The sequence below is a fragment of the Actinomycetota bacterium genome (assembly GCA_040754375.1).
Taxonomy (GTDB): domain Bacteria; phylum Actinomycetota; class Acidimicrobiia; order Acidimicrobiales; family AC-14; genus JBFMCT01.
The window spans coordinates 30,733-51,781 of the sequence record JBFMCT010000023.1 but is presented as its reverse complement, the minus strand read 5'-3'; the positions used below and the strand labels follow the sequence as shown (position 1 = coordinate 51,781).

The 21,049-nt window shown below is 65.2% G+C and carries 18 protein-coding genes; 13 read left to right on the top strand and 5 right to left on the bottom strand.

The annotated features are described in order from the left end of the window. On the top strand, positions 1 to 187 hold a 187-nt coding region (locus AB1673_11000), incomplete at its 5' end, for a hypothetical protein (protein MEW6154498.1). On the opposite strand, the gene AB1673_10995 is transcribed toward AB1673_11000, so the two are convergent. Continuing rightward, positions 184 to 363 carry a hypothetical protein gene (locus AB1673_10995; protein ID MEW6154497.1) on the bottom strand — a complete coding sequence of 60 codons (180 nt, stop codon included), beginning with the start codon at positions 361 to 363 and terminating at the stop codon, positions 184 to 186. The two genes, AB1673_11000 and AB1673_10995, sit on opposite strands and share 4 nt — an antisense overlap. Before the next feature lie 65 nt (positions 364 to 428). Next, positions 429 to 2,270, bottom strand: a complete 1,842-nt coding sequence (locus tag AB1673_10990) for a DUF4012 domain-containing protein (GenBank protein ID MEW6154496.1) — start codon at positions 2,268 to 2,270, stop codon at positions 429 to 431. A 145-nt stretch (positions 2,271 to 2,415) separates the two neighbouring features. Between AB1673_10990 and AB1673_10985 the strand changes: the two genes are divergently transcribed. Beyond that, positions 2,416 to 2,778, top strand: coding sequence for a hypothetical protein (locus AB1673_10985; protein ID MEW6154495.1), 363 nt, complete (start codon positions 2,416 to 2,418; stop codon positions 2,776 to 2,778). A gap of 201 nt (positions 2,779 to 2,979) precedes the next feature. Here AB1673_10985 and AB1673_10980 read toward each other — a convergent pair whose 3' ends face one another. Beyond that, positions 2,980 to 4,560 carry a polysaccharide biosynthesis tyrosine autokinase gene (locus AB1673_10980; GenBank protein MEW6154494.1) on the bottom strand — a complete coding sequence of 527 codons (1,581 nt, stop codon included), beginning with the start codon at positions 4,558 to 4,560 and terminating at the stop codon, positions 2,980 to 2,982. A gap of 741 nt (positions 4,561 to 5,301) precedes the next feature. On the opposite strand from AB1673_10980, the gene AB1673_10975 reads away from it, so the two are divergent. Genes AB1673_10975 through AB1673_10955 form a run of 5 tightly spaced genes read left to right on the top strand, consistent with a single transcriptional unit; the run spans position 5,302 to position 10,798 of the window. After that, the gene (locus tag AB1673_10975; protein ID MEW6154493.1) at positions 5,302 to 6,042 is read left to right on the top strand and encodes a class I SAM-dependent methyltransferase; all 741 of its coding nucleotides are present in this window, start codon (positions 5,302 to 5,304) and stop codon (positions 6,040 to 6,042) included. A gap of 23 nt (positions 6,043 to 6,065) precedes the next feature. Next, positions 6,066 to 6,665 (top strand): sugar transferase, encoded by a 600-nt coding sequence (locus AB1673_10970; GenBank protein ID MEW6154492.1) that lies wholly within the window; start codon positions 6,066 to 6,068, stop codon positions 6,663 to 6,665. Between the two features lie 46 nt (positions 6,666 to 6,711). Beyond that, positions 6,712 to 8,415, top strand: a complete 1,704-nt coding sequence (locus tag AB1673_10965; GenBank protein ID MEW6154491.1) for a carbamoyltransferase C-terminal domain-containing protein — start codon at positions 6,712 to 6,714, stop codon at positions 8,413 to 8,415. Beyond that, positions 8,412 to 9,575, top strand: coding sequence for a DegT/DnrJ/EryC1/StrS family aminotransferase (locus AB1673_10960; protein ID MEW6154490.1), 1,164 nt, complete (start codon positions 8,412 to 8,414; stop codon positions 9,573 to 9,575). The genes AB1673_10965 and AB1673_10960 overlap by 4 nt, the downstream gene beginning before the upstream one ends. Then, positions 9,569 to 10,798, top strand: a complete 1,230-nt coding sequence (locus AB1673_10955; GenBank protein MEW6154489.1) for a glycosyltransferase — start codon at positions 9,569 to 9,571, stop codon at positions 10,796 to 10,798. Before AB1673_10960 ends, AB1673_10955 begins: the two co-directional genes overlap by 7 nt. Here AB1673_10955 and AB1673_10950 read toward each other — a convergent pair. Beyond that, positions 10,782 to 11,924, bottom strand: coding sequence for an O-antigen ligase family protein (locus AB1673_10950; protein ID MEW6154488.1), 1,143 nt, complete (start codon positions 11,922 to 11,924; stop codon positions 10,782 to 10,784). The genes AB1673_10955 and AB1673_10950 overlap by 17 nt on opposite strands. Positions 11,925 to 12,187: 263 nt before the next feature. Here AB1673_10950 and AB1673_10945 point away from each other — a divergent pair, with 263 nt between their 5' ends. From AB1673_10945 to AB1673_10920, 6 genes are all read left to right on the top strand, one after another. Further along, the gene (locus AB1673_10945) at positions 12,188 to 13,951 is read left to right on the top strand and encodes a carbamoyltransferase C-terminal domain-containing protein (GenBank protein ID MEW6154487.1); all 1,764 of its coding nucleotides are present in this window, start codon (positions 12,188 to 12,190) and stop codon (positions 13,949 to 13,951) included. Then, positions 13,948 to 14,652 (top strand): PIG-L deacetylase family protein, encoded by a 705-nt coding sequence (locus tag AB1673_10940; protein MEW6154486.1) that lies wholly within the window; start codon positions 13,948 to 13,950, stop codon positions 14,650 to 14,652. The genes AB1673_10945 and AB1673_10940 overlap by 4 nt, the downstream gene beginning before the upstream one ends. After that, positions 14,653 to 15,369 carry an HAD family hydrolase gene (locus tag AB1673_10935; protein ID MEW6154485.1) on the top strand — a complete coding sequence of 239 codons (717 nt, stop codon included), beginning with the start codon at positions 14,653 to 14,655 and terminating at the stop codon, positions 15,367 to 15,369. A 191-nt stretch (positions 15,370 to 15,560) separates the two neighbouring features. Continuing rightward, a complete protein-coding gene (locus AB1673_10930) occupies positions 15,561 to 16,514 on the top strand; it encodes a glycosyltransferase (GenBank protein ID MEW6154484.1) in 954 nt (317 codons plus the stop codon). Further along, positions 16,400 to 17,455: a polysaccharide deacetylase family protein gene (locus AB1673_10925; protein MEW6154483.1), complete on the top strand. Its 1,056-nt coding sequence runs from the start codon at positions 16,400 to 16,402 to the stop codon at positions 17,453 to 17,455. Before AB1673_10930 ends, AB1673_10925 begins: the two co-directional genes overlap by 115 nt. Before the next feature lie 65 nt (positions 17,456 to 17,520). Next, entirely contained in the window at positions 17,521 to 18,396 is an 876-nt protein-coding gene (locus AB1673_10920) for a sulfotransferase (GenBank protein ID MEW6154482.1), read from the top strand. Positions 18,397 to 19,127: 731 nt separating this feature from the next. Here the strand turns inward: AB1673_10920 and AB1673_10915 are convergent. Further along, a complete protein-coding gene (locus AB1673_10915) occupies positions 19,128 to 20,624 on the bottom strand; it encodes a lipopolysaccharide biosynthesis protein (protein ID MEW6154481.1) in 1,497 nt (498 codons plus the stop codon). Positions 20,625 to 21,049: the final 425 nt, after the last annotated feature.

Here is a 21,049-nt window from a genome sequence, read left to right as displayed (position 1 = left end):
CCCGAGCCCGGCCCAGCCGAGGCGGGCGGCCCGAGCCCGGCCCAGCCGAGGCGGGCGGCCCGAGCCCGGCCCAGCCGAGCCCGGCCCCAGCCGGGCCCGGGCCTCGGACGACCGTCCCCTGGCGGCGGTCGACGTGTCTCTGAGCGGCGACCTCGGCTCGGTGATCTCGCCGAGCTCGTCCTCTTAGCCGGCCACGGCCGAAGCCAAGAGGGCCGGCTTGCGGTCCCGGTGGACCATTTCCCGCAGTGCCCGGCTCACCCAGCCGCTGATCGAAGCGGCCCGTCCGGGCTCCACAGCGCGGTGGCCGGCCTCGATCAGGTCGGCGTCGACGGTGATCGTGAGGCGCTGCGTCGTCGTGTTCATCCGTTCATCAAACCGGAGTGTGACCCCAGTACAACTACGTCGAGCCAGCCCGCGGGCCGTCGGTGTCAGCCCCTGACCAGGCGCCACGAGCCCCGGACGTCGTCGTCGAGGGAGAACTGGGCGGGCGGGGGGTCGCCTTGCCACCTCCACCCCGGGGGGGGCTCGACCCGCAGGTTGAGCACGTCGCCGGTGTGGTCGGGCACCCCCAGGAAGGTGAGCGAGTAGTCCCGGGTGCCGCCCGGGCCGGGGCGGGTGATGTCCTCGGCCGTCCATGTGGCCCGCAGGGTGACGCGGCCCAGCGGGGGGGCGTTGACGAACCAGCCCCACCCCGGGTGGCCGGCCACGGCCGGTTCCTCGGACACCGGGGGGTCGGAGGCGGCCGGGTCGAGCACCGCCCCCGCCGGCCCGTACAAGGTGACGTAGCTCAGGGTGCCGGGGTTGAAGGGCGAGCGCTCGCGGGTGTTGGCCACGACCATCGTCGTCGTGATCCGGGCCGAACCGTCGTCGCGGAGCTGGACGTGATGGTCGAACGTCCGCCGGATGCCCCGGTTGAACTTGGCCGCGTAGGACCACTCCCCGTTGTAGAAGAAGTCGCCCTCGACCTCGGGCAGGGTGCCGTCCCAGTTGCGGTTGGCCAGGGCCTGGGCCACCACCTCGTCGGTCGACCACGCCATGGCCTCCCGGGCGTCGAAGCCGGCGGCCATAGCGTCGCCCAGGGCCTGCCAGCGGTTGGCCGGGGCGGCCAGCAGCCGGTCCATCACGACCTCGGCCAGCGAAGCCACGAAGCCTTTGCGCTCGACGTTGGTGATGGCCAGGTCTTCGAGCTCGTCGGTGTAGAAGTCGAAGCGCTCGATGATGTTGGCGGCCGTCACCCGCTCGCCGTAGTCGGGCACGTCGACGGGCCCCAGCACCTCGAGGATGCGGGCCATGAAGGCGGGCGTGACCGAGAAGGCGCCGTCGACGGCCGGCTCGCCGGCGCCGTTCCACAGATCGACGGCCCGCCGCCCGGCGGCCGCGAAGTCGGGGGTGCTGTTGACGTTGGCCAGGCTCATGGCCCGGGGCGGGTTGACGAAACGGAAGGGCGACCCCGCCTCGGCGGCGGGCACCACGGCCGTGGGGTGGCGCTGGAGGAAGACGTGGATGGGCTCGAACCGGTCGAGGGCGAACGCCCCCGGGCCCATGGAGATGAGGCCGTAGGTGCCGATGAACCCGCCCGTGGGACGGATCTCGTCGGGGTTCTGGCTGAGGAACAGGTAGCGGCGGTCGCCCTCCCCGCCTGCGAACCAGATGAGGGCGTCGAGGCCCTCAGCGGCCGACGTGACCTGGCGCTCAAGGTCCGGCATTCGCCCGGCCAGCACGTCGCGGGCGTCGGCCACCGGGCCGATCAGCCAGCGCCCCTCCAGGTCCTCCAATTGGGCGGCCGCGGTGCGCACGCTGGCCGCCCCCCGGGCCAGCGAGGCGTTGACCTCCCGCAGCCGCACCAGTGCCCCCGAGATGGGGCTTTCCCCGGCCCGGGTCTCCAGCAGCCCCTCGGCCGCGTCGGCCAGGTCGAGGCCGGCCGAGGTCAGGACGACCCCCGACGACTGAATCGTCTCCACCGCGATCACCTGGGAGCGCACGACCGGCACCAGCTTGGCCAGCGGTGTCAGGGGACCCAGCCGGTCGAGGTGGGCCTTCATCTCCCGCAAGCGGCCGTCGGCTGCCGTCAGCTCGTCGCGCGCCGGCCCCAGGTCACGGGCCGACAGCCGGGCCTCGGCCCGCAGCAAAGAGGCCTTGGCGTGCTGGGCCTCCCGGGCGGCGGCCGCCGTCGTAACCGCCGCGAAGGCCCCGATCCCCACGACCGCCACCAAGGCCAGGAGCAACACCGCCCGGCGGGCCCCCCGCCGGCTCCGTGACCGTCGCGCCACTCAGCGTGCCGGCCGTCTTTGGGGGGTTCCCAGGCAGGCCCGATCAGGGTAGAGTGCAGCCAAAGGCAGGCGGGGAGGGAATGCTGGCTCTCCGGCCCGCAGCGAATTACAGTGCCCGGCAGGCGGTCGGCGATCGGAGACCATCATGGAAGACCTTATCCAGGCCACACGACCCTTAGAGGCCACCAAGCCTCGCCGTCAGTGGCGGCTGGTGACCGTGCTGGCGGCCGTCGCGCTGGTCATGGGCGGCATCACTCTGGCCCGCAGTGCCGACTCGGGCGTCACGGCCGACCACCCGGCCATCGCCCACGACGCCACCGTGCCTCTCGACAGCCTGGGTTCCACGCTGGGTGAGACCCTCGGCTTCGGCGCCGCCCTGGCCCCCCAGATCAACATCCAGGCCATCGTCTGCCCGATCCTGGCCGCCCTGGCCAGCGGCCCCTTCGCCGCCTTCATCGGCCCAGTGATCAACGCCCTACGCATCGCCTTCGGCTGCATATCCGGCTAGCTGAGCAAACATCCCGGTTTCCAGCGGCCCCGCCCCGGCGGGGCCGCTACGCGTTACCAGAGGACGGCTCTTTACTTATCGAACTGGCGGAGCTCCCTGCTGGCGACGCTCTGGCTGACACGCCCGGGGAATCTGAATCGGGCTGTACTCGCCTCCGTTCACTTCCGTCGCCCCTGGGCTCGCTTGGGGGCCGGGACCAGCTCAGCCCGCTCGGCGCTCCCTCCGTCGCTCCCTGCGAGACGTTTGATGCTCGCCCACACCATTTGAGCTGAGCTCGTGTGGCCGGTAGTGATAGCGGTAGTCGTAGCCGTAACCGGCCTTCTTCTTCACCCCGTTCAACACAGCTCCCACCACCGGAGCACCCACCCGCTGTAGCAGCTCGACCGCCCGTTGGACTTCCCCACGCCGTGTTACGCCGGCTGAACACACCAGGAGCGTCACGTCCGCCCAGCGGGAGATCACCAGGGCATCGGTCACCGGCAACACGGGGGGCGAGTCGACCAGCACGAGCCGCTCCTCCACAGTGAGGGGACTGATCATCTCGGTCGCCGACTTGGAGGCCAACAGCTCCGATGGGTTGGGAGGCACCGGCCCCGATGCCAGCACCGTCAAGCGCGGAAGTTCGTCCACTGGCTGCAAGGCACTGGCCAGAGTGGTTTCTCGGAGCAACACCGACGTGAAACCGACGTCGTTGTCCATCTCGAAGAACTTGTGAAGCCGGGGCCGACGAAGGTCGCAACACATCACCGTCACCTGCCGGCCGGCCCGGGCCAACGCCACCCCCAGATTGGCGATCGTGGTTGTCTTGCCCTCGGCTGAGCTAGGAGATGTCACCTGGATCACCTTCACGGGCTTGTCGAAGCCCATGAACTGCACCGACGTCCGCATGGTCCGGTATGCCTCCGCCGCCGATGATGACGGATCATCGAGCGACTGCACGGTGGGCTGGTCCCGCCGTGTACCAGCCACCTCCGGAATGAGGCCGATCACCGGAAGACCCGAGGCTCGCTCAAGGTCATCCTTGGTCTTGATCGTGTCGTCGAGGTAATCGAGCAAGAAGACCAGACCGACGCCCAGCAACAGCCCGAGCACAAGCGCGACTGCCGCAGTGCGGATTGGTTGGGGGCTGAAGGGCCCCGACGGCACCACCGCATCCTGCACGATCTGAGCGCCGCCAGTCTTGACCCGGGAGCTCAGGATGAGGTCCTGGCGCGTCTCCAAGAGGGCGTTGCGAGCATTGCCGAGCGCCAGGCGGCTCGACTCGGGAGCGCCTGCAATCTGGGTGTCAAGTTCGGCAATGCTCTTCTCGAGCTCCGTAATGGCCGAGGCCAGGTCCGCAACCTCGGCCTCCCGCCGATGGTCGATGTAGCCCTGGGCATAGGCATTGGCGGCCGCCGCCGCCAACCCAGGATCGGCGCTCTCGACCCTCAACAGCACAATGTCGGTCTGGCTCACTGCCGAGGCCGACACTGCGGGAGCATCAGGTAGATCCCGCCGGACGCGTTCCCTTACGGGCCGGCTCTCAATCACGCGGATCTCGGTCTGAATGGCCCGGGTCGCGTCGAAGCGCGGCCCGACCTGCGAGTCGAACAGTTGCTCGGATCCACGCGGCTGCAATCGCAGTTCAGCGGTGGCCGCGTACATCGGGGTCTGTGATCTGGACAGAGCCACCGAACTCGCCACGGCGATTACCGCTAGGAGAACGAGTATCCACGCCCGGTGCCGAAGCACACGCAAGTACTCGCGCAGCTCAATGTCAGAGCCGCTGCCGTCCGCTTCCACTGGTGCAGACCTTAGCCCCTCCGCCAGCTTCGGGCCGCGCACGCGCCTCACACTCTCCGACCAAGTTCGCGGCGCCACGTCGAACTTCTTGGCAACAGCGAAACCCCGTGTAGCCGAGGACGAAGCGCCCACAACGCCACGACCCATCACCGATGAACGTCAGATGTAGGCAGGCTGCCTGGCCTTCAGTCGCCGTGTTCTGGGAGAGCAAACAGCCCGACTGACCGCCACTCCGCGACGCGGGACGCGTTTCGAACTAACCTCGCGGCAAATGGACAAGGGGCGGCGGATACAGTCTCGGTCTCAGGGGCGAGCGTCGGCGCCCTACGCTTCGCCGACATCGTCGATGGAAGACTGTTCTGGACCCACAGCGGGGGTAGGGGCGACCAGGGGTACATCGCCGAAGTGTCCCGCCTCCTGGTTTCTACATCCGAGCGCGGTCACGACCCACTACGCCCTGCGAGACGGCGACAAGCTGGAAGCGGTCCCGCTTCGGGAGAACGAGACAGACCGCCGCCTCTCACAACTGCTCATATCCCATCTCGCCGCGCCCCGGCATCGTCAAGCTGTCCTTGCTCGGCCGGATACGTTCGGGAATGTGAAGGCCCCCCACGCGGCAACAGTCCGACCCGCGCCCTTGCGAGAGACCGTCGCCCAGCAGATGGCCAGAGCGTAGCGCTGCTAGTGCGAGCCACCCCCACCGCGCGGGATCACTACAACCGTCACCCTTACGAGGTGGGGTTGGCGCAGGCGCATACGTACGCCAACGCCCCGGGACCAACGGGATCGTTCCTCCGCTCCGCATCGGGGCAGATCGCCATCGATGTCGGGTGCGGACCCGGCAACCTTCTCGCGGCTCTCGCCCAGCGTGCCCGCATCAGCGTCGGCGTCGACATCAGCGACGTGTCCGTACGCCTGGCCCGGTCTGTAGCAGAGGCCAGCGCCGACCGGGTCCGGGTCGTCCAGGGCAACGCCCTCGGCCTCCCATTCCGGTCCGCCTGCGCCGACATCGTGGTCGCCACCGGGTGCCTCCACCACACCGGGGACGCCTGGGCAGCGTTCCGCGAGGTTACGCGCCTCCTACGTCCCGGCGGTCGCGGGATCGTCACCGTCTACCGCCGGAGCTCGTACTACCACGCCCTCTACCGCACTGCCGCCCGCCTGCCCCGCTGGGCCGACGGTCGCCCGGGCTTCGACCGGGTGGTCAACCGCGGCCTGCTCATGCCTGCCTTCTGGCTCTACTTCTGGGTGGGGCGGCTGGTGACCCACCGGCGCGTCCGGCCGCCCTCCTACGGTGAAGCCCGCAACTACTTCGCCGACCAACTGCTGAACCCCGTGGTCACGTTCCACACCGAGGCCGACGTGCGGGGCTGGGCCGAGACTGCCGGCGTGGTGGTGGAGCAACTCTCGACGAGCCACGCTGGTGCGTTGCTCAACGCGACCATCGCCAGACCGGTCGGGTCGGGGAGCACGGCGGGGTGAGGCAGGTGGGGTGGCGGCGAGTGGTGAAGAGGGCCGTGGACGTTTCGGTCAGCGCCGCCGTTCTCGCCTTGGCCAGCCCCCTTCTGGCCATGGCCGCTCTGGCCATCCGGCTGTCAATGGGAAGCCCCGTCCTGTTCCGCCAAACCCGCCCCGGCCAACACGGCACGCTGTTCACAATGGTGAAGTTCCGGACCATGGAGAACGTCACCGATGCCTCCGGGCACCTCCTCCCGGACAGTGACCGGATAACCGGCCTGGGCCGGATGATGAGGTCGCTGGCAATCGACGAGTTGCCACAGTTCTGGAACGTGCTCTGCGGCGAGATGAGCCTGGTCGGGCCCCGGCCCCTCCGGCGCGAGTACCTGGAGCGATACTCGCCGGAGCAAGCCCGCCGCCACGACGTCCTCCCGGGTATCACCGGCTGGGCGCAGATCAACGGGCGCAATGCAGTCAGCTGGGACGAGAAGTTCAGCCTCGATGTGTGGTACGTAGACAACTGGAGCTTGTGGCTCGACCTTCGCATCCTGTGTCGCACGCCGCAGTGCGTGCTGCAGCGGGTCGGCGTCACGGCTCCCGGGCATGCGACCATGCCCGACTTCCAGGGGAACGAGGTGAGCCAGTGATCCATCGGCTTTTACCGGCGGTGCGGCAGGGAGCGGAGGTGCACTCGTGAGGATCCTCGGGATCTGCCACGATGTCTTCATCTGCTCGGCCGCGATCGTGGTGGACGGTGTCGTCCAAGTCGCCATCCCCGAGGAGCGGCTCGATCGCAGCAAACAGAGCCGGGGGTTCCCCGTGCTCGCCATCCGCCGCTGCCTACAGGAAGCCGGGTTGGAGCTAAGCGACTTCGACGAGATCGCCATCGGGTGGAACCCAGCCATCGAGATGGAGACACCGCCCCCTGGGTACCTCACCACGCGCCGAGCAAGGGTCGAGCACCTGTTCCAAGTACCAAGCCAGCTGTTCCAGTTCCTGGGGACACGCGCCGACGGTCCGATGACGCTGTCGAACACGTTCGTCGACTGTCCACCCATCACCTTCATCGACCACTACGACGCCCACATCGGAGCGGGCTTTCACCTAAGTCCGTTCGATCGGAGTGCGGTCCTCGTAATGGACGGGCGGGGGGAGAAGCAGACGTGCCTGCTGGCCATGGCTAACGGGGTCGAGGTGGAACGCCTCGAGGAGGTGCTCTTCCCACACTCGCTCGGGCTTCTCTACGGTGCCGTCACGCAGTACCTGGGCTTTCGGCCCGATTCCGACGAGTGGAAGGTGATGGCGCTAGCTGCCTTCGCCGAGGGCGAGAACCCCTACCGCGAGGCGTTCGCCGATCTGGTTCGCGTCGCCGACGACGGCACATTCGAGCTCGACCTCGAGTACTTCGAGTTCTACAACTTTCACGACGCCCGGATGTTCTCCGACAAGTTCGTACGGAGATTTGGCCCGCCCCGGCTCCGAGGTGAGGACCTCGTCGCGCACCACGAGCAGATCGCGGCGGCGACCCAGGCGGTCTTCGAGGAGATCCTCACCCGCATCCTGACCCGGCTCCACGCGCGCACCGGCGTACCACAGCTGAGTGTATCCGGCGGCTGCTTCATGAACAGCGTGTTCAACGGCAAGATCACCGCGGTCACCCCCTTTGAGGAAGTCTTCATCTCGAGTTGCCCGGACGACTCGGGCACGTCGCTGGGCGCCGCGCTGTACCTCAGTGCCCTTCGCACGAAGGACCGGGTGACGGATCTCCCGCAGCACAACTTCTGGGGCGTCTCCTACACCGACGAGCAGTGCCTAGAGACCGTCCGGCGCTACGGGCTGCCCAACACCCGGGTGGTGAATGACCCAGGTCAATCCGCGGCCGACGACCTCGTGGCCGGCCGGATCCTGGGGTGGTTCCAGGGGCCGATGGAGTTCGGTCAGCGGGCGCTCGGCGGGCGCTCCATCCTGCTCGACCCCAGGCGGAGCGACGGCAAGGAAGTCGTGAACTCTGCAATCAAGTTCCGGGAGGCGTTCCGGCCGTTCGCGCCCGCCATCCTGGCCGAACGGGTCCATGAGTACTTCGACTGCGTGCCCGGCACCCGGGTCCCCTACATGGAGAAGGTCCTGCGGTTCCGACCGGAGAAGGCGTCCGAAGTCCCTGCCGTCGTCCACGTTGACGGCACTGGCCGCTTACAGACGGTCGACGCCGGCGCCGCTCCCCGCTACCACAGGATGATCGAGTGTTTCGCTGAGGCGACCGGCGTCCCGCTGGTCCTCAACACAAGCTTCAACCTCAACGGCGAGCCCATAGTGTGCTCGCCCGAGGATGCCATCCGCACATTCTTCACATGCGGGCTTGATGTCCTGTACCTCGGTAACGTCCGGGTCGCCAAGTGACCCCCGCGACTGCGGGGGATCGGGAGCTGGACGACGTGCTGCCGCCTCCGCCCGGTGAACCAATGCCCGAGCCGTGGCTCCGCATGACCTACCCGCTGGCGGGTGACGAGGAGCTGAAGGCGATCGACCGGGCCCTGCGGTCAGGGGTGCTCAACAACGGCCCCGAGGTGGAGGCCTTCGAGCGTGAGTTCGCCGAGCGACACGGGACCCGCCACGCCGTGGCGCTTGCCAACGGCACCGACGCTCTCACCGCCATCTACCTGGCCCTCGGCATCGGCCGGGGCGACGAGGTCATCGTCCCCGCCATGACCTTTGTCTCCTCCGCCACGTCGATCGTGCACGCCGGGGCCACGCCGGTGTTCGCCGAAGTCGAGCCTGAGACCTTCACGCTGGACCCAGCGTCAGCCGAGGCCGCCGTCACGGCCCGTACGAGAGCCATCCTGGCCGTTCACTACGCGGGCCAGGCTGCTTCTGTGGCCGAGCTCGCGGCTGTGTCCGAACGGGCCGGAGCCGTACTGATCGAGGACGCTGCCCAGGCCCACGGCGGCACCTACCGCGGGCGCTCGGTGGGGAGTCTGGGACACGCCGCCATGTTCAGCTTCGCGCCCAACAAGAACGTGACGATGGGCGAGGGCGGGATGATCACGACCGACGACCCGGAACTGGACCGAGCCGTCCGCCTCCTCCGCAATCACGGGCAGATCTCGCAGTACGTCTACGACCGGGTCGGCTACAACTGGCGGATGTCCGAAGTCCACGGAGCGATGGGGCGGGCGCAGCTTGGGAAGCTCGACAACGTTCTGGCTGCGAAGCGCCAGAACGCGGCATGGATGGAGCGTCGGCTCGCCGCGGTCGCCGGTGTGCGCACGCCCGTGACCCGTGAGGACCGCGACCACACCTTCATGCTCTACACCCTCCTGCTCGACCGGAAGGACGACCGCGACCGGCTCATGGTGGCGCTCGGTGCCGAGGGCATCGAGAGCAAGGTCTACTTCCCACCAGTCCACCGCCAGCCCATCTTCGACCGCGGCGAGCGGTTCCTCGTCACTGAGGACCTGTGCAGCCGGATCCTCTCGATCCCCTTCCACGCAAGGGTGAGCACCGACGACCTCGAACGGATCGCGCAGATCGCAGCGCGGACGATTAGCCCCCAGTGGTGAGGGTGCCAGCAACCGCGACCCTTACGGAGCGACCGCTGCGCATCGGCCATCTCGCCTCGGCCGATTTCAGCCTGTTCCTGCTCCTGCGCACCGAGTTGGAGGTCGATCTCGCGTCGGGCGCCGAGGTGTTCGCGCTCTCGGCGCCCGGCACGTGGGCACCACATTTGAGATCGCTCGGCGTTGAGCCGGTCCATGTCCCGAGCCTGTCCCGGTCGTGGGACCTCGGGGCTGACACCAGGGCCGCCAAGGAGCTTTACCGGGCGCTCCGGCAGCTCGATCTCGATGTGCTGCACACCCACATGCCGAAGGCCGGCGTCCTCGGCCGTGTCGTCGGCCGGGTTGCCCGCGTGCCCGTTATCGTGAACACATGCCACGGGCTCTGGGCCCGCGAGGAAGATCCGCTTCTCCTGCGGTGCGGCGTAACGCTCGTCGAAGCTCTGGCAGCGCAGCTCTCCGACTTCGAGCTCTACCAGAACGCGGATGACGAGCGGGCCCTCCGATGGGCGGTCCCGCCGCAGAGGCGCGCCTACGTCGGCAATGGCGTAGACCTCACCCGGTTTCGTTTCGACGAGGAAGGCCGCACCCGGGTGCGGGAGGAGTGGGGGATCGGCGAGGACGAGATCCTGGTAGGCGCCGTGGGAAGGGTGTTGGAGTCCAAGGGGGTCCTAGTGTTCGCAGAGGTAGCCGAGCGACTGGCTTACCGGGCCCGCTTCGCGTGGGTCGGTGCCTCCGACGAGGGCCATCCAGACGCCGTCGACGTGAGATCGGAGGCGGTGCGATTCGTCGGCCTGCGGGAAGACATGGTCGACGTGCTCTCGGCGCTTGACGTGTTCGTCCATCCGTCATTCGCAAGAGAGGGTCTGTCGCGAGCGTCCATGGAGGCCGCGGCGGTTGGCCGACCGATCGTCCTCACTGACATCAAGGGATGCCGGGAGATCGGCCGTCCCTTTCGGGACCTCCTGCTCGTGCGGCCCCGCTCGGCAGACGACCTGGAGGCTGCGTTATCGCTACTGCTCGAAGATCCTGGGCTCCGGGCCCGCCTGGGCGAGGCTGCCCGCCGGCGGAGCCTCGATGCGTTCGACCAGCGTGGGGTCGCCACGCGATCGCTAGATGTCTACGCGCGCGTCGCGAAGAAGGGCGGGCGGCGCACCCGAAACCGTCGGATCGACAACTTCTCGGGCCGGGCGGAGACTGGCAGGCTGCTTCTCAACCGGCCTTCATGACTGGATCTTGAGCTGGCTGGCGCCGGTCCAGAAGGTCGCTGGCGAGCACGATGGCCAGCGCGATCCAGATGTAGCGGAAAGTGAACGTCTGGCGCACAAGACCGCCGGCCGCGAACGCCACCAGTACGACCCGGGACGCGCTCGCCGGTGGCGCTGCCCGCCAGAGGACATAGGCGATGCCCAAGAAGGCCACGAGCCCAAGCGGACCATGCTCAACCAGGAACGCCAAGGGATCGCTATGCATCTCGTCGCTAGTCCCTGCCTTCTCTGGGAGGAACTCATAGCCTCCCGGGCCGATCCCGTACGGGTGGGAGCGAAGCTGTTCGAGGCCATAGCGCCACGTATCGATACGCGACGACTCGCTGCGAGTGAGCCGGTTGGAGTCGACTCCCGATCCCACATCGAACTCCGCCAACCTGATACTGCTCACACCCCACGCTCCGACTGCCAGCAGCGCGGCGAGCGAGACGATCCGGACCAACACCCGCCCCTGGCCGCGGAAATGTGATGTCGCTCGCCAAACCACGTAAACCGTGGCCGCAAGCAGACTGAGAAGCGCTCCGAACGATCCCGTGCGGACAAGTGCCAACAGGTAGACGCCAGCCAAGGGCCAGCGGAGGGACCGCCGGAGGTTCCGGGCCGTCCCGAGGACGAGTAGGCCCATCGCGAGTAGATGAGCGGCGTAGTTCACGTTCCGGACCGTGAGCCCGGCTTGTCGTTCTCCGGCCCGCCCTCCGATCTCAAAGATGTTCGTAAGCGCCACGAACGCGACGGCCGCGAGAAAGGCGATGCGGGCCCGATCGATCGTTCGAGGCCGGCCGGCGAGCACCGCCACGAGACCTGCAAACGTAATGACGGCGAGAATCTCGCGAGCGAACGTTGAGACGAGCCAAAACGGTATGCCGACACGGATCATGGTCACGATCGTGGACACACACAGCAACCACAGCCAGGGAAGCAGACGCCGAAGTAGCTCGCTACCAGGATTCGCCCTGATCAGGACGTAGCGAAACGCCACTAAGTTTACTAGAACGAACACTGGGTCGACGATCGACAAATTACCCGGGAACGTCGGCTTCTGAAAAGCGGTCCCGATGGCCGCGGCCACCACGAGCACGTCGATCACGGTGATCGGCACCCGACTAGGCCGGGCGCGATCGTGGACCGGAGGGGCCCTGTGGACTGGACATGCGCCGTATGCCATCTTCTCCCTTTGGCCACAACCCTTGGCAGCGGGCCGACTCGGCCAACGGCCGTCTCGACCAGACCCTAGTATCGTGAGCGCTCGATCGGAGGCGGCCCAGCACCCGGGTGTCGCGGACTCTCAGGGACAGCGAGTTCGTGGGCAGCAGGTGAGGCGGGCGGTCGAACTACCAGGAGCCCACACTTATGAGCACATCCGACAGGTCCCCGGTCTTCCTCGGGATCTTCGAGGGTCACCTCGACCCCGCGGTGGCGGCGGTCCGGCACGGTAAGGTGCTGGCCTACTCGGAGGAGGAGCGGCACAACCGCTTCAAACATGCACCCTACCTCTATCCCCTTCGGGCGCTGAGGCACTGCCTGGCACAGGCCGGCGCATCAATCAGCGATGTCGCGGGCGTGGGGATCAATTGGAACCTTCCCGCATACAGCGACGGGACGATGGCGTCGTTCTTCGACTCACTCGGGGAGCGTTTCCCAGTGGATGACCGCACGGTGGCGTGGCAGCAGTCGGTCCTCAGGAAGTTCAACCAGGAGTCCCTCCAGCAGTACCACGAGTTCCACTGGCGGAGGTCGTTCGGCGACGTTGCCTTCCCGCCACTGGTTGCCGTACCACACCACTACACGCACGCGTTCCACGCAGCCATGCAGTCCCCGTTCGACCAAGCAGTGTGCTTGACCATCGACGGGTCCGGTGACCAGCACACGACTGTTCTGTGGCTGAAGGACGGCGACCGGCTCAGCCCCCTGCGGGAAGTGTTCATGCCGCACTCACTGGGTTGGGTCTACGCCGCGTTCACGGAGTACCTCGGGTTCCAGGCCTATGACGGTGAGTACAAGGTCATGGGACTCGCAGCCTACGGGCGTCCCGACCACCAACTCCGCACCAGGATCGAGGAGGTGGTGCGGGTGGCGCCCGACGGCGTCGAGTTCGAGGTGGAGCCCACGTTCATTCACTACGGCCCTCACAGCTACTCCGACCGGTTCACCGACGGCCTGGTCGACCTACTCGGTCGCCCGCCGCGCCTTCCTCACGAGGACATCACGCCCTGGCATGAGGCTGTCGCGTACGCGGTTCAGGAGATCCTCGAGGTAACCGTCGAGCGCCTGGTGCGATGGGCGATCAAGGAGACGGGGGTCCGCAACGTGTGCATCGGCGGTGGCGTCGGCCTGAACGTGAAGATGAACAGCCGGCTCTTCAGCAATCCCGAAATCGACGACATCTTCCCGATGCCGCTATGCAGCGACGGCGGCGCCGCTGTCGGGGCGGCACTCGCTGCCTGTTACCAGGCGACGGGCGCCCACCCGGAGCGCCTCGAGACCCTGGCGCTGGGGCACGAGGAGACGAACCAGCAGATCGAGCACACCCTCCAGTTGGCCCGCCTCACTTACGAGCGCGCACCTGATGTGTGTACGACGGTGGCGATGGAACTTGCCAAGGGCCGGATAGTCGGATGGTTCCAGGGGCGGATGGAGGCCGGGCCCCGTGCACTCGGCAACCGCAGCATCCTCGCGGACCCGCGCAATGTCGCCAACCGGGACAAGGTCAACGCCATCATCAAGTTCCGCGAGTACTGGCGACCATTCTGCCCATCGATGCCAGCGGAAGCGGCAGTTGACTACTTCGATCGGTACACCGACGCGCCCTTCATGATAATCGCCTTCCCCGCCAACAGCCGCCTCGCCAGCGATGCGCCTGCGGTGGTCCACGTCGACGGCACATCCCGCGTGCAGTTCGTCCACGAGCGCGTGTCCCCGCTATACCACCGTCTATTGACCCGCTTCGGCGACATCACCGGGGTGCCGGTGCTCCTCAACACCTCCTTCAATGTGAAGGGTGAGCCGATCGTGTGCACGTTCTCCGACGCCCTCCGCACTTTCTGGGCCACCGGGCTCGAAGTCCTCGCCGCCGGCGACTTCGTCATCCGCAAGCCCGGGCTCAGTCAGGGATGAGTGCCCCTGGCCGGCTCCTCGTTGTCGCCCCTCACCCCGATGACGAGATCCTGGGCGCCGGGGGGTCGATCGCACGCTTCGCTGGTGCCGGAGGCGAGGCGATAGTGCTCACTGTCGCCGCCCACATGCCCCCCCTCTACCCGGCGGATATCCACCGGCGAACAGTGGCCGAGGCGCGCCGCGCGCACGGCATCGTCGGAGTCAAGTCGTCCATCTTCCTCGACTACCCCGCTGTCTTGCTCAGGGAGGCTCCGGTGGCAGAGGTGAACGCGCGGATCCTCACTGTACTCAAGGACTTCCAACCCCAGGTTGTCCTGGTACCATATGTCGACCGCCATGTGGATCACCGGGTGGTATTCGATGCCTGCATGGTCGCATGCCGCCCGGTCGGCCCCGGGCGGGGTATCTCGGTCCTCGCCGCTTACGAAACGGTTTCCGAGACACACTGGACGGCACCACATATCGAGCCGAACTTCACCCCATCGTGGGTCGTGGACATCACCGCACATATTGAGCCTAAGATCGAGGCCATGCGAATGTACGAGAGCCAGCTGCAAGGGTATCCTGCTGCCCGTTCCGTGGAGGCCCTGCGGGCCCTTGCACTGTTCCGCGGGAGCCAGATCGGAGTCGGATTCGGAGAGGCTTTCCAGCTTATCCGTATGACGGCACCACCCGATCTGTTCAACAACGGGGGTGGATAGTTGCTAGACGACAGCTCAACCCAGAGAGGCTCCGTCCAGGGCCAGGCGCCAGTTCACCACCCTCGCCTCAACCTCGCGGCGCTGTTCCTTGACTTCGACGGCGTCATCCTAGAATCCGTCGAGGTGAAGACGGACGCATTCCGTGAGCTGTTCGCTGATCATCCTCTATGTATCACAGAGGCTGTCGTGCAGTACCACGTAGCCAACCTCGGGCTCTCGCGGTACGAGAAGTTCCGCTGGGTCTACGAGCACCTCCTCGACCAGGAGCTGACCGAGGCCACAATGGCCGAGCTCTGTCAGCGATTCGAACAGCTTGTCGTCGCTCGTGTTCTCCGCTCGCCCCTCGTACCCGGAGCCGACGCCTTCCTGCAAGCATATTCCAGCTCGGCGCCATGCTTCGTCGTTTCTGCGACACCCCAGGCTGAGATTGAGTACATCGTCTCGACCCTAGGACTGGATGTCTACTTCAAGAGCGTACACGGCTCACCCACTCCTAAAGGCACCTGGATATCACACCTCCTTGATCTCCACGATCTCGACCCAGGGCGATGTGTCATGGTGGGCGACGCCCTAAGTGATTGGAGAGCAGCAACTGAGAACGGGGTCCATTTCGTCGCACGCATCGCGACTGAAGGAGCCAGTCCACTCCACGGGACACCCTGTCTCGGTGTTATCACTGACCTGCACGGCCTGCCCTCAGCTGTATCCCAGATCTAGCCATCTCCATCGACCCTGCCTGCCGACATCACGTGCGTATTCTCTACATCTCAGAGGCTTCTGTGCCAGGCGTGCGAGCCTCCAGCGTTGCCGCTGTGAACCAAGCGGACGCTTTCGTCACAAGCGGGCACTCGGTGCAACTTACTGCGAAACGCGCAAGCGCCACTGGCTCGAGCATCACACACTACTACATGATCGGTGATGGACTCCGGATCCTGCGGCTACCGGTACCCGCTACTCGCGGACGGGAGTTTGCCTATACTGCGCAGGTGGTCTCGCATCTCCTGATGCACCATGGAGCGGTTGACTTAGTGTACTCTCGCCACCCATTCACCGCACTTGCCGCAGTGGCTATTGGCCTACCGGTGGTCCTCGAACTTCACAATCCGCCGACAAATGCTGTACGTCGCGTCTTGGAGCGCCTCGTTGAGTCGGATCGCCTTCTACGAATGATATTCATCTCTGAGGCGCTTCACCGCTTGTGGCGTGACCGGCGGTATCCTGTCAGCAAAGAGGTTCAGGTCGAGCCCAGCGCGGCGCCGGCTCGGCTCGTGGCTCAAGTGCCCGTACCGGCCCAGGGTCGCGAAGTACGTAACGCTCTCTACGTCGGCAGCTTCTATCGAGGCCGCGGTATCGACCTCATCCTCGACGTGGCCAGCGCGACTCCCGAGATGACGTTCCGCCTTGTCGGAGGCCGTCGCGACACCGCACCGTCCACTCCCCCAAATGTGGCGTTCCACGGGCAGGTGCCGCCAAGTGCTGTCGCCCAGCACTACCGCTGGAGTGACGTCGTCCTGATGCCGTACGGTCGCAACGTGGAGACCGCTCAAGGTCATAATGACACGAGCGCCTGGATGAGCCCTCTCAAGCTATTCGAGTACATGGCGACCGGCCGCCCCATACTAGCGTCCGATCATCCGGTACTGCACGAGGTCCTCACGGATGGCGATACAGCCTTCTTCGCACCCCCCGATGACCCGGCCGCTTGGATCGCCGCGCTAAAGTCGTTAATGGAGTCACCTGAGTCGGCATGGCATGTCGGTCGCAATGCCCGACAACGACTTACGGAGCGTCACACCTGGGAGCTTCGGGCGGAGCGGTGCTTGGCCGGTCTCCAGTGCGGTGCGAATCGGGCGTCGCCGTGACATCGCGTCGATACGTCCGTAGGCTCCGGACCGTCGTCCGCAGGTACGGGGCGCCGTGGTTCAGTCCTGTCGCCGCCTGGCTGCGGCGCGAGCCTCTAATCCTCCTCTACCACAGGGTAGAACCAGCTCCGTACGAGACGGGAATTCACGCCGTCACTCCTGAGACGTTCGACCACCACATGGCGCTTCTCCAACGGAGCTATGAGATAATTCACGTAGATGAGCTGTATGCGCGCTACGCCGCAGCGAAGGAGGTGCGCGGGTTGGCCGCAGTTACATTCGACGATGGCCACCGAAGCGTTCTCGATCACGCACTGCCCATACTCATGCGACGGCATATTCCTGCGACGTCCTTCCTGATCGGTGGTCTACTGCGCGGCGGGTCGTACTGGCGCCACACGATCCACCAAGTGCGGAACGCCGGGCTAAGCGCGCTGTTCACAACCTTCCTTCGCAATCCCGCAGTACGAGCAGAGTACCTGATACAAGACACGAAGGATCCCCGCCGTATAGCGAGCGATGAGATTGCTGAGGCCTGTGTTCGATTCGCCTACGAACATGCACTTTCAAGTTCCAGAGCCGATTACCCCACCGCAGACATCTATCGCTCCCTCGATACCCGTGGCCTACTTCGCTTTGGAAGTCATACTCGTCACCACTACATGCTATCGTCCGTGCCGGACCACGTCGTTGAGCTGGAGATTTCAGGAGGACGAGAGGACTTGCTCGGAAGCGGACTTCTCACATCGAGTCTCTTGGCTATTCCCTTCGGGGGCGACCACACCTTCCGAGAGTCGACCTATAGGCTTGCGATATCCTCGGGGCACACCGGGATCCTCCAGAGCCACGGGACCCGAACCACACGAGCACTTCCGCTGGCGGGGCCACAACGCCTTTACCGCTTCATGCCATCCAGCAGAGACCGCCTGATCGCACTGTGAAGAGAGCCGTCGTCCGATCAATCACGCACGCTCTTGACACAGTGCTTCACCGCGGGACAGGATCCATGATCCAGCCGCACAGCCCCCGCAGCGACGCTCTCGACCGCCTGGCTCAACTCCCCATACGGCCATCACCTTGCTTCGCTCTCGGGATGGGTCGAAGCGGTACCCATTTTCTAGCAGCATTGCTCGCGACGCACCCGCGAGTTGCCTCGTTCCATCTCGACCACAGCTTCGATCCAGTTGCTGATGCCTTTGATTGTTGGGCAGCGTGGCACCACCTGCCGGTGGACCACGGGCTGCTAGCTGAGGCCAGGGCCGAGCGGATTTATGGAGCAGCGAGCCAGGGGCGAGTGTATTTTGAGGCAAACCCACTGCTGACACCACTCACTACAGTATTGTCGCATTGCTTCGACGCTCGGTTCGTCCTTGTCTACCGTGATCCCGCTGCCGTGGTGAGGTCGCATCAGGCGAAGGGGTGGTACTCCGAGCGCCATGTGCGGCTCGACACGCGGCTCGCCCCAGGCTTCCAAGCTCCCTACCGGCGCACGAGCCACGTATTCAGCCGGCTTACGCCGAGTGGGGACGAGGAGTATCGGAGATGGGCTACTCTGACAATCGTCGGCCGGCTGGCATGGCTGTGGGCAGCGTATTACCGCAGGGCGCTAGCTGACATGAGGCAGTCTCCCGGCGAGTCGATGGTTCTTGACATCGCGAGTGTTGACCAGGATGGTCAAGAACGTCTTTGCACCTTCCTCTCAGTAGCGCCCGTGGTCAAGCCACACGATCTCCAGGCGTTGCGTCGACGGCCCCCCGGCCGTAGCCGTCGGAGCACCATGGCACCTGAATGGAATAGCCGAGAACAACGCGAGTTCGAATCGGAGACGGAGCACACACGAGCGACGCTGGAGGCATTGAGATGGAAAGGTGTTCACGGATGAGCGCTTGGTCGCCAGCAGGGATCAAGCGATCCATGCGAATATACGCCGCACGTCCTACGGATAGGCGCGCACGCTTGTGGTCCAACGAGTTCCTAAAGGCGGTTGGGCCGCTAGCGTATGGTCAAGTCCTCAATGTATCTGCGTGGGAGGATTCGGATAAGGACGGTGGCAAGTATAGGGACTACTTTCCGAATGCCGTCGCGTATCGCCGCTCCAACCTCGGCGGGCGTCGCGGGCATAGCCACGACACTGATTATGTAATTGACCTTGAAGAGCCGCTGCCAGCCGAGCTACACCGGAAGTTCGACCTCGTTCTTAACCACAGCACACTAGAGCACGCATACCACCATCTCATCGCGATTCGGAATCTTTGCGATCTAAGTCGTGATGCCGTGCTAGTGGTCGTCCCATTTGCTCAACCAGAGCACGGGCAAGAGTACGGAGACTACTGGCGATTCACACCCCAAGCGCTTCGGAGAATGTTCTCCGACAACGGGTTTACGGTGATCCATGAAGGCGAGTCTCCCTACGCATACTCAGCTGTGTACCTCGCTGCCCTAGCCGTACGTGATCCCAACCTCTGGAAGGATCGCTTCCCTCACGCATGCCGCCTTGACAAGGGCGGTCAGCACATTGGGATTGGCGGTCCCGGATACCGTGCATACGCCGCAATTCGACGGATTGCACGCGAGGCCGTACGGGCTCAGGACCGGAAGTCCTTCTTGCCTGCGTCAGCGTGGGAGGAAGCGGCGGGACAGCGGAATACTGATTGACTGGATGAGCCACACGCCGTGCTCGCCAAACAGTTGGCGTCCATAGCGCCTCGCAAGGGCCAGCAACATGATCGCCAGTAGCGCCATTGCAACCCCGAGCGTAAGGATCTGCGGCAACGCATAGTGGCGACAGAGCAGGGTCGGTGGTGCGACTACAGCTACCGATGCTAGTGCCAGCCTCACCCCCGGTGTAGATATCCCTATGAGGTCACGCCGTCGAATGCCACAGACCTTCATCGCAAGGCCAGCTGTGAGGAAGAATGAGACTGCGACGCCGACCAGGGTCGATGTGGCTACGCCACTAACACCCCACTGGGACCCGATCGCTGCGCCACCGATGACGACCATGGCGTACACGAACTCCAAGCGTGCCATCCTGTAGACCGCGCCCTTAGCCTGGAGAATGGTGCTGCTGAGCTTGAATCCAGCTCGAAGAGACATTCCGGCGGCTAGTATCTGGAAGGGTCCTATAGCAGGCGACCACTGACTCCCTAGTAGCACTCCAATGATCTCTGGAGCCAGTAGCGCAGCAACGGCGCCCGATGGGATGAAGATAACGAACGTGATGGCGAGGCCTCGTACATAACCCAGACGAAGCCGCTCGACATCCTGTTGGACCCGGGATGCTGCCGGGAACATCGCCGTTTGCACCACGCTCGCGATAAGCTGGTTAGCTTGGTCCATCAACGCGTACGCGCGCCCGTAGAGTCCGAGGGCGCTAGCGCCGAGTAGCTTACCCACCATTAAGTTGTCGCCGCGTCGGGCGCAGTACGTAAATATCTCGGTTAGAGCAAAGCCGCCACCCACCCGGACCAAGTCTCGTAGTGCCCCGCGGTCGATTTGTAGTCTAAGGCTGTGCGGTTGCGCTATAATGCAGTAGGTTGCCATCACAAATGTCTGTCCGAAGTGTGCGAACACGAGACTCCACACTCCGGCTCCAAGAACGGCCGAGACGATCCCCACGAGACCGAAGCCGAGTGCTGTCGAAAGCACATCAGCCGCACCATAGTGCCTGAACCTCATCTCGCGCTGCAGCAGTCGCTTAGAAGTTCCGGCTATCGCGTCAAGGGGGAATAGGAGCGCCATGACCCGCAGGACGGGCGGGAGCTCCTCGATTCCAAAGAATCTTCCGATGGGTTCCGCACTGATAGCGGTGGCCGCGCCGAAGATTGCTGACACTGTCATCGTGAGAGTAAATGCGGTCCTCACATGGGCCTGTGTGAGGTCCTTGACCTGGACGAGTGCGTGGTTCAGCCCCGCTTCAGCAAGCCGCTCCGCCAGTCCGATCACGACTAGCGCCGCACCAACGACTCCGAATTGTAGCGGAGTTAGTATCCGGCTAAGGACGGCAACGATCGCGATGCTAAGTATAGCTCGCACCCAGCTGCTCGCGAACAGCCAGGCTGCGCCGCGTAGCGTCCGGATGCTCAGGCTGTGCGGCGGTTGATCGCTCATGGGGACGACTCCTCGGTGTCCGAGTCCCTGTTGCAACCAGCACTTGCCTTCACTGGACGATCGGCCCGAGTCTGACAGGAGTTGTCCCCGGACGGCGACGCCCGGTCCCGACGCGGATTTGTAACTTAGGTAAGCGTTCGGAGTCAGTGTCCGTGATGCGACGTCTTATGTACCCAGACCTGCTAATACCCTGAAGCTGATTAGCTCGTTCTACTACCACACGATCCTCCCAGAACAGTCACTAGGCATCCAACACACGCGTACTCCTCTGGTTCAATGCGGTGGTTCCGAAGCGGGGGACTCGCCCGGGTTGTTCGTACTCGTAGCCATAGCCTGGACCTCGGGCGGTGCCATGCCTGCATTAGGGGTCCGCCCGACTGGCCCTTCACGGAGACATGCTCAATCACTCGCGTGGTTCTACTATC